This is a genomic window from Micromonospora sp. NPDC048894 (assembly GCF_040649765.1).
Taxonomy (GTDB): domain Bacteria; phylum Actinomycetota; class Actinomycetes; order Mycobacteriales; family Micromonosporaceae; genus Micromonospora; species Micromonospora antibiotica.
Window position 1 is genome coordinate 19,397 of the sequence record NZ_JBEZFY010000014.1, and the last position, 12,564, is coordinate 31,960.

Consider the following 12,564-nt stretch of genomic DNA (forward strand, 5'->3'; position numbering starts at 1 on the left):
GCCTACTTCCAGCGCTGCGGGTAACCGGGCAGGTCGGTGCAGCCGCACATCGCGTAGTGCAGCGGCGGCATGTCCGCGTCGAGGTACCGGTCCAGGTTGTCCTGGGTGATGGTCGGCTGGGGCAGCTTCCACGGGCTGGGCACCTGCTGGCCGTCGAGGATCCGCAACGCCGCGATGATCGGGGTACGCCACTGGTAGGTCGGGTAGGTCGGCGCGATCGCGGTGAGGTTCTTGTCCTTCCACACCTTCAGGAAGTCGAGCTGGTCCTCGCCGTTGATCGGCGGCACCGGCTTGCCCGCGTCCTGGAACGCCTCGACCGCGGCGACGGCGACCGCACCCGCGTCCATCCAGACACCGTCGATGGTGCCGTACCGCTGGAGGTAGTCGTCGACGATCTTCTTGGTCTTGGCCGGGTCACCGTCGGTGAACTCCACCCCCACCACGTCGACCTTCGCCTTGTCGAACGCCACCTTCGCGGCCGACCAGCGGGTCTCCAGGACGTCGACCCCGGGCAGGATGCGCAGGGCGAGGACCTTGCCGCCGGGCTTCATCTTCTGGCTGACGAACTCGGCGCCGGCGTGACCGAAGCCGTACCCACCGATGGGGTTGATGAACGTCACCGGGCACTTCGTGTTGACCCCACGGTCGAAGACGATCACCGGCAGGCCGGCCTTGCAGGCCGCCTCGACCGCCGGGGTGAGCGTGGCGGTGGTGTTCGGCGAGACGATCAGCGCGTCACAGCCCTTGCCGAGCAGATCGTTGATGTCGGCGATCTGCTTCTGGTCCTTGCCCTCGGCGTCGACGTGCACGAACTCCTTGATGCGGCTCTTCTGTGCCTCCACCTCGGCCTGCATCGTCTTGAACCCGACCTGCCGCCACGGGTTGTTCAGCGCGGCGTTCGAGAAGCAGATCTTGTGCGGACCAGCCTTCTTGAACGTCGCCGTGTCCACCATGGTCGGGTTGAGCATCTGCTCCCACGGCTTGTCCGCCGGCCCGGTCGGGGTCGCACCGAGCAACGCCAACTCGGCGTCGTAGTCGGCCTGGACGAAGAACTTCGACTGTTCCCCGGTCCCCGACCCGGCGGCCGAGGAGGAGGAACCGCCCGACGGGCCCGCGCCCGGTTCGTCGGTGGCGCAGGCGGTGAGGGACAGCAGGGTGACGGCGGCCAGCGCCGCCATGCAACGTCGCACTATGGATTCCCCTTATCGTGACGAAGAACGGGTTGCCGAAACCGCCACGGCGAGCAGGATGATCGCGCCCTGGACGGTGGACCGGAGGGCGCCGGAGACGCCGTAGAAGTTCATCAGGGCGAACAGCAGTTCGAGGGTCAGCGCGCCGAGCATCGCGCCGACGACCGAGCCGCGGCCCCCGCCCAGCGCGACGCCGCCGAGGACGACCGCGGTGATCGCCCCGAACTCCAGGCCCGCGCCGGCCTGGAACGACACCCCGCTGTAGCCACCCAGCAGGATCGCCGCCACGGCCGCCGCCAGCCCGCTGAGGATGAAGGCGACGGTCCGGGTACGCCAGACCCGTACCCCGCTCAGCTGCGCGGTGCGCGGATTGTCCCCGACGGCGACCAGGGTCCGACCGAAGTCCGACCGCATCAACGCCACCGCGAGCACCGCGACGACCACCAGGACCAGCAGCGCATACGGCACCCGACCGAGCAGCGGCACGTCCTCGATCGCCCGCCGGCCGAACCGCCGGAACTCCTCGGAGAGGCCACCCTTCGGTGCGCCGTCGGACCACAGGTAGACCGCGCCGACCAGGATCAGGAACATGCCCAGGGTGGTGATGAACGACGGCACCCGCAGGCGGGTCGTGATCAGGCCGTTGACCAGCCCGACCAGCGCGCCGAAGGCGAGCAGGAGCAGCACCACCGGCCAGGTCCGGGCCGGGTCGCTGTCGATCAGCCGGGCTGCGACCACCACCTGCGCGGTGACCAACGAGCCGACGGAGAGGTCGAACTCGCCGGAGACGATCACGAAGTACTGCCCGGCGGCGAGCAGGATGACCGGCGCCGAACGGCCGAGGAAGGACATCAACGACGGCGGGTCGAGGAAACTGGGCTGCCGGATGCCGACGAGCACCAGCAGCACCGCGAGGATCGCCAGGATCGGCAGCACCCCGCCGGGGCGGAGCCGGACGCGGCGCAGGGACAGCGGACGACGCTGGACGATCTGCATGGTCAGGACGCCGCCTTTCGCAGGGCCCGACGGGCGTAGACGGCGACCGCGGCGATGATGATGACGCCCCTGATCACCTGCTTGAAGAAGGCGTCCACCTCGAGCTGGTTGAAGATCGCATCGATGCTGGCCAGCAGCAGCACTCCCCCGACCGTGCCGACCACACCGCCGCGTCCACCGGCCAGCGCGGTCCCGCCGATCACCACCGCGGCGATCGACTCCAGGTCGTAGAGGCCCTCGGTGCCCACCCGGGGTGCGCCCGAGCCGAGCCGACTGGCCAGGTAGACCCCGGCGAGCCCGGCACACAACGAGCACAGCACGTGGGCGGCGACCAGGACCCGGTCGTTGCGGACGCCGGAGAGCCGGGCGACCTCCGGATCGCCGCCGACGGCGACCAGATGGTGACCGAACCGGGTCCGGGACAGCACGAACCAGGCGGCCCCGGTCACGGCGAGCAACAACAGGAACGACAGCGGCACCGGGCCGACCCGCTGATAGCCGAGGGACTGCACGAGGCCGGGTGAGGTGGCGCCGGCCGGACCGTCATAGTTGCTGTCGAGATACCCCTTGAGCAGCAACCCGACGCCGAGCGTGGCGATGAACGCGTTGATCCGCAGCCTGGTCACCAGCAGCCCGTTGAACAACCCGACACCAGCGCTGACCGCGAGCGCCAAGCCGACCGCCGGCAGCAGCGCCCCGTCGCTGCCGTTCATCGTCTCGGCCGCGACGAGGGTGCTCAGACTGATCACGTACGCCACGGAGAGGTCGAGCGACCCACCGAGAATGACAAGCGTCTGACCGACGGCGACGAACCCGAGACCGGCGGCCACGTGCAGCAGGCTGACCGTCGTGGACTGGTTGAACAGCTGACCGCCGTCGACCAGGACGACCAGCCAACCGATCGCGAGGGTGAGGGTCAGGGCCACGAACACGCCCGGCACCCGACGCCGCACCGGCAACAGCGACAGGACGCTCACTGATCGGTCTCCGTTCGCGACTGCGGGGCTCGCAAAACCGGCTCACTCCTCGCACTCACCGGCCGGTCTCCGTTCGCGACTGCGGGGCGTGGCCGACGGCAAGGGCCACGACGTCCTCCTCGGTGGCGGCGGCGGGCAGTTCGCCGGCGATCCGGCCGTCGCGCATGACGACGATCCGGTCGCTCATCCCCAGCAACTCGGGCAGGTCCGAGGAGATCATCAGGACGGCCGCGCCGTCGCGGGCGAGGCGGCGGACGAGGTCGTGGATGGCCGACTTGGCACCCACGTCGATGCCCCGGGTCGGCTCGTCGAAGAGCAGGACCTGCGGGTCGAGCGCGAGCCAGCGGGCCAGCACGACCTTCTGCTGGTTGCCCCCCGACAGGAAGCGGATCTCCTGGTCGTCACCGGCGGCACGGACCTCGACGGTGGCGAGCAGTTCCCGCACGCGTCGGGTGCGGGCGGCACGACCGGAACGGGCCGCGCCGACGGCCCGGGTGGCGAGCAGCGCGTTGTCGAGCACCGACTGCCGGGGCACGATCCCCTCGCCCTTGCGGTCCTCGGTGACGTAGACGATGCCGGCCCGCATCGCGCTACGGGGTGAGCGCAGCCGGACCGGCCGGCCGTCCAGGGTCACCTCGCCGGTGGTGAACGGGGTGACGCCGAAGAGCGCCCGGGCCAGCGCGGACCGTCCGGAGCCCTGTAGGCCGCCGACGCCGAGCACCTCGCCGGCCCGCAGCTGAAGGTCGACGGCGTGCAGTTTCCGGTTGCCCGCGTCGCGGACGGCCAGCCGTACCGGCCCGAGGTCGTCGGAGGTGGCCCGGTCGGGGTAGTAGCTGGACAGCTCCCGGCCGACCATGTGCCGGACCAGGTCGTCGGTGTTGGTGTCGGCGGTGTTCACGGTGGTGACCCGGCGGCCGTCCTTGAGCACGGTGATCCGCCCGGACAGGTCGAAGACCTCGGTGAGCCGGTGCGAGACGTAGAGCAGGCCGATGCCCCGCTGCTGGAGTCGGCGCACCAACCCGTAGAGCAGTTCCACCTCGTGGTCAGCCAGCGCCGCGGTGGGCTCGTCCATGATGAGCACCCGGGCGTCCAGGGCGAGCGCCTTGGCGATCTCGACGACCTGCTGCTGGGCGACGCCGAGCCCGCCGACCATGGCGTCGGGCGCGAGGGTGGTCTCGCCGATCGAGGCGAGCAGCTGGCCGGTGCGCTCGCGCATCGCCCGCCGGTCCACCAGTCCCCGGCGTACCGGCTCGTGTCCCAGGTGGACGTTCTCCGCGACGGTACGGTCCGGGAGCAGGTTGAACTCCTGGTGGATGATGCCGATCCCGGCCCGCTGGGCATCGCGCGGGCCACGGAAGACCTGCGGTGCGCCGTCCACCTCGACGGTGCCCCCGTCGGGGGCGTACCCGCCCGAGACGATCTTCATGAGGGTGGACTTCCCGGCGCCGTTCTCGCCGACGACGGCGTGCACCTCACCGGGCGCGACGTCGAGGTCGACGCCGTCGAGGACGCGTACCCCGAGGAAGGACTTCCTGATGCCCCGCAGGGTGAGCAGCGACGCCGGTGGCGGATCTGGCATTCCGGGAACCCTCACAGAAAGTAGTCATCGACGTGGTCCGCGCCGCGCCGCCGGATCGTGCGGAGGGCTGGTTGGGCCGGCTTTTGCCTGCTGCCGCAGGTGCTTACGTCTCGACGACGCAAACTTTCCTTGACATCGACGAAACATCACACGTATGAAGATAGATGTTTCGATGCGTGTCCACAATCCTCCTCCCGACGCAATTCCCAGGCCGACCCCTTCCACTCGGCACCGAAGCCGGGTCGCAGCACCCCCGGGCGACCACCGTCAACCCGTCGAAACATCGAACCTCTTCGAAGCCATTGACACGTATCGATGACTGAACCATCCTGACGTCGCGGCCCACGGGACGAGAACACGAGCCATGTCACTTTCTGTGACCTCTGCGGGGCGGACGGCCGTTACGGCGGACGGCACGACGACCCGAGCAGCACACCCGTGCCCTCGTGCGCCCAGCTGACACCTGGGTGCCGACGGACCACGGCCACCACCGGAGTTGCCCGCCGAAAACTAGGAGACGGCATGCGTCGCACCACACTGCTCATCGCCATGATCGCCGGCCTGTTACTCTCGCTCGGCCTCGCCCCACCCGCGTCGGCGGCCCCGGCCTTCCGCGCCCTGTTGTTCACCAAGACGGTGGGCTACCGGCACGACTCGATCCCCGCCGGGATCAGCATGTTCCAGCAGCAGGCGGCGGCCAACAACTTCGAGCTGGTGCAGACCGAGGACTCCAGCGTCTTCACCGCGGCCAACCTCGCGACCTTCGACGTCATCATCATGTTCCAGACCTCCGGCATGGTCTGGACCTCGGCCGCCCAACGGCAGGCCGTGGAGGGCTACCTCGCCAGCGGCAAGGGCATCGTCGGCATCCACAACGCCCTGGACATGGGCATCGAGGGCGAGTACCCCTGGTGGGACCAGACCCTCAACGGCGGCGCCCACATGCCGGAGCACTCCCCCGGCGTGCTGCCCGGCACCGCCATCGTCGCCGACAAGCAGCACCCGTCGACCACGGGCCTGCCGGACCGGTGGAACCGCAGCGAGGAGTGGTACAACTTCGACGCCAACCCGCGCGGCAACGTGCACGTGCTGGTGACCGCCGACGAGCGCACCTACAACCCGGGGTCCCGGGCGATGGGCCCGGACCACCCGATCTCCTGGTGCCGCACCGCCGCCGGCGGGCGGGTGTGGGCCACCGCGATGGGCCACGCGATCGCCTCCTACAGCGAGACGAACTTCCGCAACCACGTCCTCGGTGGCGTGAAGTGGGCCGCCGGCAACCTGCCCGGTGACTGCGGCGGCACCGTCTGGGGCAACTTCGAGAAGCGCACCCTGGACGACAACACGGTCGACCCGATGGCGCTGAACGTGCTGCCCGACGGCCGGGTGATGTACGTCCAGCGCGGCGGCCAGGTCAAGATCTTCAAGCCGACCACCAACAGCACCGTGACCGCCGCCACGCTGAGCGTCTACACCGGCGGCGAGGACGGTCTCACCGGCATGGCGATCGACCCGAACTTCGCCACCAACGGCTACGTGTACCTGTACCACTCACCGGCGAGCAGCAGCACCGACGTCAACCGCGTCTCCCGCTACACGCTGTCCGGTGACACCCTCAACCTGTCCACCGAGGCGCGGATCATCGACATCCCGGCGTACCGGGACCGCACCTTCCCCGAGCCCGGCCACACCGGCGGTTACATCGACTTCGGCCCGGACGGCAACCTCTACATCGGCACCGGTGACGACACCCCGCCGAACCTCGACCCCAACTGGCAGGGCTACGCGCCGCTGGACTGGCGCTCCGGCAAGTCCAACCTCGACGCCGCCCGCAGCGCCGGCAACACCAACGACCTGCGAGGCAAGCTGCTGCGCATCCGTCCCTCGGACAGCGGCGGCTACACCGTCCCGACCGGCAACCTCTACCCCCAGGGCACGGCGCAGACCCGGCCGGAGATCTACGCGATGGGTTTCCGCAACCCGTTCCGCTTCTCGATCGACCCGGCCAACGGCTGGGTCTACCTGGCCGACTACGGGCCGGACCGTAACCCGCCCACCACCAACCGCGGCCCCGAGGGCCTGGTCGAACTCAACGTGATCAAGCAACCCGGCAACTACGGGTGGCCGTTCTGCCACGGCGACAACCAGCCCTACGCGCCGTTCAACCCGGACACCGGCGTGGTCGGTGCCAAGTTCAACTGCAACGCCCCGGTCAACAACTCACCCAACAACACCGGCCTGACCAGCCTGAAGCCGATCGTCGCCCCCAACATGTGGTACGGCTACGGCACCTCGTCGAACTTCCCGGAGCTGGGTTCCGGCGGCTCCGGCCCGATGGGCGGGCCGGTCTACCGGTACGACCCGGCGAACCCGTCGGCCACCAAGTTCCCGCCCTACTACGACGGCGTGCACTTCTTCTACGAGTGGTCGCGCAGCTACATCAAGGAGGTGCACTTCGACTCCGCGACGGCGGTGACCCGCACCAACACGTTCCTGCCCGGCGGGCGGTTCAACAAGCCGATGGACCTGGAGTTCGGCAAGGACGGCTCGCTCTACGTGCTGGAGTGGGGCACCAACTTCGGTGGCGGCAACAGCGACTCCGGGCTCTACCGGATCGACTACATCCAGGGCGGCCGGTCCCCGATCGCCAAGGCCGTCGGGACGCCCACCAGCGGCCTCGCCCCGCTGAACGTCCAGTTCAGCAGCGCCGGCACAGCCGACCCGGACCCGGGCAACACGCTCAGCTACCAGTGGACGTTCGGCGACGGCACCACCTCGACGGCGGCCAACCCGTCGCACGTCTACACCACCAACGGCAACTACACGGCGCAGTTGAAGGTCACCGACAACACCGGAAAGACGGGCTTCGCCAACGTCCAGATCACCGTCGGCAACTCCGCGCCGGTGGTCACCATCACCACACCGGCCAGCGGCGGCATGCTCACCTTCGGTGACAAGGTGTCGTACCAGATCAGCGTCACCGACCCGGACGGCGGCACGGTCGACTGCACCAAGGTGCTCCTGAACCCGGCGTTGGGTCACGACGACCACGCGCACGAGACCACCGAGTACCCGGGTTGCTCGGGCACCATCTCCACCGACCTGCTCGGTGGGCACCCGGACGGCGCCAACCTGTTCTACGTGCTCAACGCGCGCTACACCGACAGTGGTGGCCCGGGCGGCTCGTCCCCGCTCACCGGCACCGCGCAGGCGATCCTCCAGCCGAAGCACAAGCAGGCCGAGTACTTCAGCAGCCAGTCCGGCATCCGGGTCGTCGACGAGGCCAGTGCGGAGAGCACCAAGCGGGTCGGGGACATCTCCAACAACGACTGGATCGCGTTCACCCCGATGAGCCTGGCGGGTATCTCGACGGTCAGCTACCGGCTGTCGTCGCCCTCCGGTGGCGGCACCATCGAGTTGCGGGCCGGCTCGCCGACCGGCACCCTGCTGGCCACCACCCCGGTGCCCAGCACTGGCGGCTGGAACAACTACCAGTCAACCGCACCGGTGAGCGTGTCCGCGCTGTCCGGTACGCAGACGCTCTACATGGTGTTCAAGGGCAGCACCAACAACTGGTTCGACCTCGACTCGCACACCTTCGGCGGGGCGGGGGTCGGCGTTCCCGGCACCGGCACCGGCACCGGCGTGGCGGGGAAGACCTGGACGCTCACCGCCCTGCACAGTGGGAAGCTGATGGACGTCAGTGGCGTCTCCACCGCCGACGGCGCCCAGCTCACCCAGTGGGCGGCCACTGGTGGCAACAACCAGAAGTGGCAGGCCGTGGACGCCGGTAGCGGCGCGGTCTACCTGAAGGCGGTGCACAGCAACAAGTGCGCCGAGGTGATCGGCGGCTCCACCACCGCGGGTGCGTTCCTCCAGCAGGCCACCTGCAACAACAGTGACCGGCAGAAGTTCACCGCGACGGCGACCACGACCGCCGGGGTCTACACGGTGCGCAACGTGCAGAGCGGGCTCTGCATGGACGTCAACGGTGCTTCCACCGCCGACGGCGCCCGCCTGTTGCAGTGGACCTGCCACAGCGCCAGCAACCAGCAGTGGCGGTTCACCCAGGTGTGACGCACCACCCGCCGCCGTTACTGCGGCGGTGGGCTGAGGGGGCCGGCTCCGGATACTAGGAGCCGGCCCTCGCTGGCTGTGCTGACGGCCCCGGCCGGGGCGGCGGGTGGCGGACGCCACCGGGTGGCTCCACCTGCTGGTCGACCCCGCGGCGCCCGGATCTGGCCGATGTGCGGGCGTCGAGCTGAAGTGATCGACGTAGCGATGCGCGACCCCCGCCGTTCGTCTCGGGTGCCCGACCCAACTGTGCGGTTAGGCGTATACGCCTATAGACTGTTCGGGTGCCTTCGAACGCGACGCAGAACAGCCTGGTGTTGCCGATGCTCGGGCTCCTCGTCGAGGAGCCGGCGCATGGTTACGACATCACGACACGCCTACGCCAGCGGTACGGGCACCTCTCGGTCACCCGCAGCACGGTCACGTCCCTGCTGAAGACGCTCGAGAAGGCAGGCCTGATCTCCTCCCGGCTCCCCGAACGAGTGGGCAACCGGCCACCGCGTACGGCCTACGAGTTGACCTCTGCGGGCCTCGCCGACTTCCGCCACAGGGTCGAGGCCGGGGTGCGCGACACGGTAGCCGCGTCCGTGGACTTCGTCATGGCGGTCGCCTACGTCGGAGTTCTCCCGATCGACCAGGCGGCGTCCATCCTGGATGGTCGCGCCGACCGGCTCGACCAGGAACTGGCTGCCCTTTCGGGGCTGCCCGACGGTGACGTACTCGAAGTGCACATGCTCGAAGTCGCCTACTGGCGCACCATCGTCGCTGCCGAAGCCGCCTGGATCAGGAGCCTGGTACGGCGGATCCGGTCACACGAGATCAGCTGGCCAGCCCAGCAAACCGACCAACATCGGAGTGCGGAAGCGTGAAGTTCGGTATCTATCCGGGCGGGCGGGCCGGCACGGTCTGCTCCCACCCACCCGATGTCGCCGCGATCCGCCACCTCGTCGACGACATCGCGGGCGGCCGTCCCTTCGTCGTCCGCGAGTACGTGCACTTCTTCGGCGACGCGACACCGCCGGACGTGGTCACCTCACTCGGAGCCGAACACGAACTTGCACACCTCACGATGCCCGACGGATGGTACGTCGAGGGAAACCGCGAACTGGACCTCGTGCTCAGCTACCTCCCCCGGGCCGCCGACCTCTCCGGATGGCTGGCCTTCCTCGACACTGTCATCGACCGCTACGGTCACCTGACGCGGTACCTCCAGGTGACGCTTGAGCCTAACTTCCCCATCCCACTCATCGACGGAAGCGCACCCGGCGTGCTCGAAGCCCTGACCCTCGGCGTCCCGCACGCCCGCACCGCACTGGACCGGCGGGGTCTCCAGCACGTGCGGATCGGCTTCTCCGTCGCCGAACCACCGGAATGGTTGGGCGGCGACGACCAGTTCTGGTCATCTCTGTCCTCGGTGCCATACCAGGACTTCGCGGCCCACGTCGACTACGTCGGCCTGGGCCTGTACCCCGACGCCTTCTCGCCCGTCGCGCCGCGGGGCAACCCGGGAGACACCGCATCCCTCACCACCCACGCCCTGCACCACTTGCGGGGCAGGTCGCTGCCCCGCGCGCACATCCCGCCCACCACTCCCCTCCACATCGTCGAGAACGGCACCCCGAGCGGGTCACCCCGCACCGAGCAGGCACAGCGCGACTCACTGTCGGACATGCTCGGCGTCATCCTCACCGAACAGGAGTCTCTGAACATCACCCACTACGAACTGTTCAGCCTCAGGGACGCCGACAGCAGTTCCACGGAACCCATCGGGACACTGGGCATCGTCACCGACACCTACCGGCCCAAGCCCGCTCTCGCCGTCTACCGCGACATCGTCCGCAGCACCGGCCAGCCGCCTGCTACCCAACACCCCTGAGCGGCGGACCGAGACGCAGCGAGCATTCGCCCGCGCCAGACCCGAGCGAGCATGCAGCCCTGCCAGAATGTCCACGCCGCCGTGCCGAGAACGGAAGGTCGAACAGTCGCTCAGATGCAACTGGGCCTGATTGGCACAGGGATCGGCAGGGCCCGCACAGCGGGCCCTGCCGACCGGTGGTGCAGGTGCTGTTCAGTTGATCGCTCTGGGCGACCTACGTCGGGCCACCCCGGAGGTCGGGAACCTCCGTGGCCCGCCGGCGGGCCGTCAGCGCTGCCGCGTCAACAGCCCCGGCCGGTACGGCAGCAGGCCGTAGTCGACGCCGCTGGAGCTGGGGGAACGGCCCTGGTAGAGCAGTTGCAGGTTGCACGGGTCGATGGTCATGGTCTGGTCGGCGCTGGTCCGCAGCAGCTCACCGTGGCTGATGTCGTTGGTCCAGGTCGCGCCGCTGTTGGCCTTGCCCGCGAACGGGTTGTTGTAGGTCGTCGCGTTCGGCGTCCAGGTGCCGTTCAGGCTGGTCGCCGTGAACGAGCGGAAGTAGCGCTCCCAGGAGCTGGTCCTGGCCTCGACGATCATCAGGTACTGGTTCTGGCCCTGCACCTTGTAGACCTGCGGCGCCTCGAACAGGTTTTCCGAGGTGTCGCTCATGATGGTCGTGTAGCTGGAGCCGAAGTTGCCGGGGAAGTTCCCGATCGGCATGCTGGCCCGGTAGATCTTGCCGTTGTCGCCGGCGAAGAACAGGTACATGTTCTGGCCGTCACCGATCACCGTCTGGTCGATCGGGCCGGTGCCCGAGCCGGTGATGCTCCCGGTGAACATGGCCTGCGCCGCCGACCACCCGTTGGGGTTCGTCGGGTCGTTCGACGTCCGGTAGAAGAAGGCGGCGCCCGCACCCCACTGGTACGTCAACACCCAGATGTTCTTCGGCGCGAAGTAGAACAACGACGGCGCGACAGTGCCGGAGTTCATCCCGTTCTGCGACGCCGACGCCATCTCCGACCAGTTCGTGAAGAGGCCGAAGTTCATCGAGCCCCAGGTGTTGCCGAAGTCGTGCGTGGTGGCGTAGACGAGCTGCTTGCCGTTGTACGGGGCGACGGTGAAGTCCTTCAGCGACACCCAGCCCGACTTCGGGGTGGCCAGCGGACCCGTCGACGACCACCGGTACGTCGACGGCAGCGTGCAGTTGCCGCCCGGCGGCGGGGTCGTGGGCGGCGGGGTGGTCGGGGTGGTGCCGCCGAGCTTGACGAGCTGCCACTGCTGGTTGGTGCCGTTCCAGTCGGCGTACTGGACGATGTTGGCCCCGTCGGTGGTGGCCGCGCCCTGCACCTCGATGGCCTTGCCGCTGTTGCGGTTGATCAGCTGAATGTAGCCGTCGATGTCCTGGATGCTGAACTGCTGGTTGGTGCCGTTGTTGTCAGTCCACTGCACGATCGCCCCGCCGTCGGCGGTCGACTTGCCGGAGACGTCGAGCACCTTGCCGGACAGCTTCGACTTCAGCCGGTAGTAGCCGCCGCCGGAGTCGACGAACTGCCACTGCTGCTGGCTGCCGTCGTTGCGGGTCCACTGGGTGATCCGGGCCCCGTCGGTGGTGGCCAGGTTGTACACGTCGAGGGCCTTGCCGCTGTTGCGGTTGACCAGCACGTACGAGGCGCCGGTGTCGATCGTTGCGGCAGCGGCCTCGGTCGCGCTGGCGGCGACGAGGACACCGCCGCTGAGGGCGGTCAGGATCGCCGTGGCCGTCGGCAGCAGCCATCGCCGCCGCCGGGGGCCGGGCCGGCGGGGAGCCGGGCCGGGTCGGTCAGCCTGGAGATGCATGGGGGTGCTCCTTCATGGGGGACGGGTGGTGCCTTTCCGGGGATCCCGGTGCGGTGG

The 12,564-nt window shown here is 69.0% G+C and carries 8 protein-coding genes; 3 read left to right on the top strand and 5 right to left on the bottom strand.

Annotated features, from left to right (window positions below; genetic code table 11):
* Window positions 1-2 precede the first annotated feature (2 nt).
* From AB0C22_RS25250 to AB0C22_RS25265, 4 genes are read right to left on the bottom strand one after another with little or no spacing between them, the layout of a single operon-like run.
* Window positions 3-1,190: an ABC transporter substrate-binding protein gene (locus AB0C22_RS25250; RefSeq protein ID WP_308290820.1), complete on the bottom strand. Its 1,188-nt coding sequence runs from the start codon at window positions 1,188-1,190 to the stop codon at window positions 3-5.
* Between the two features lie 12 nt (window positions 1,191-1,202).
* Window positions 1,203-2,186 (bottom strand): ABC transporter permease, encoded by a 984-nt coding sequence (locus AB0C22_RS25255; protein ID WP_219463278.1) that lies wholly within the window; start codon window positions 2,184-2,186, stop codon window positions 1,203-1,205.
* Window positions 2,187-2,188: 2 nt separating this feature from the next.
* Entirely contained in the window at window positions 2,189-3,163 is a 975-nt protein-coding gene (locus AB0C22_RS25260) for an ABC transporter permease (RefSeq protein ID WP_219463281.1), read from the bottom strand.
* Window positions 3,164-3,218: 55 nt separating this feature from the next.
* On the bottom strand, window positions 3,219-4,742 hold the full coding sequence (locus tag AB0C22_RS25265; RefSeq protein WP_357537386.1) for a sugar ABC transporter ATP-binding protein: 1,524 nt from the start codon (window positions 4,740-4,742) through the stop codon (window positions 3,219-3,221).
* A 522-nt stretch (window positions 4,743-5,264) separates the two neighbouring features.
* Here AB0C22_RS25265 and AB0C22_RS25270 point away from each other — a divergent pair.
* From AB0C22_RS25270 to AB0C22_RS25280, 3 genes are all read left to right on the top strand, one after another.
* Window positions 5,265-8,819, top strand: coding sequence for a ThuA domain-containing protein (locus tag AB0C22_RS25270; protein ID WP_357537388.1), 3,555 nt, complete (start codon window positions 5,265-5,267; stop codon window positions 8,817-8,819).
* 281 nt (window positions 8,820-9,100) lie between these two features.
* Window positions 9,101-9,685: a PadR family transcriptional regulator gene (locus AB0C22_RS25275; RefSeq protein WP_219463286.1), complete on the top strand. Its 585-nt coding sequence runs from the start codon at window positions 9,101-9,103 to the stop codon at window positions 9,683-9,685.
* Window positions 9,682-10,692, top strand: coding sequence for a hypothetical protein (locus AB0C22_RS25280; RefSeq protein ID WP_219463288.1), 1,011 nt, complete (start codon window positions 9,682-9,684; stop codon window positions 10,690-10,692). Before AB0C22_RS25275 ends, AB0C22_RS25280 begins: the two co-directional genes overlap by 4 nt.
* 267 nt (window positions 10,693-10,959) lie before the next feature.
* Here the strand turns inward: AB0C22_RS25280 and AB0C22_RS25285 are convergent, their stop codons facing one another.
* Window positions 10,960-12,507 carry a non-reducing end alpha-L-arabinofuranosidase family hydrolase gene (locus tag AB0C22_RS25285; protein WP_219463290.1) on the bottom strand — a complete coding sequence of 516 codons (1,548 nt, stop codon included), beginning with the start codon at window positions 12,505-12,507 and terminating at the stop codon, window positions 10,960-10,962.
* Window positions 12,508-12,564 lie beyond the last annotated feature (57 nt).

Bases quoted from the DNA above. Each gene is read 5' to 3' on its own strand.
- AB0C22_RS25255 (WP_219463278.1), bottom strand. From the start codon at position 2,186: ATGCAGATCGTCCAGCGTCGTCCGCTGTCCCTGCGCCGCGTCCGGCTC.
- AB0C22_RS25265 (WP_357537386.1), bottom strand. From the start codon at position 4,742: ATGCCAGATCCGCCACCGGCGTCGCTGCTCACCCTGCGGGGCATCAGG.
- AB0C22_RS25270 (WP_357537388.1), top strand. From the start codon at position 5,265: ATGCGTCGCACCACACTGCTCATCGCCATGATCGCCGGCCTGTTACTC.
- AB0C22_RS25285 (WP_219463290.1), bottom strand. From the start codon at position 12,507: ATGCATCTCCAGGCTGACCGACCCGGCCCGGCTCCCCGCCGGCCCGGC.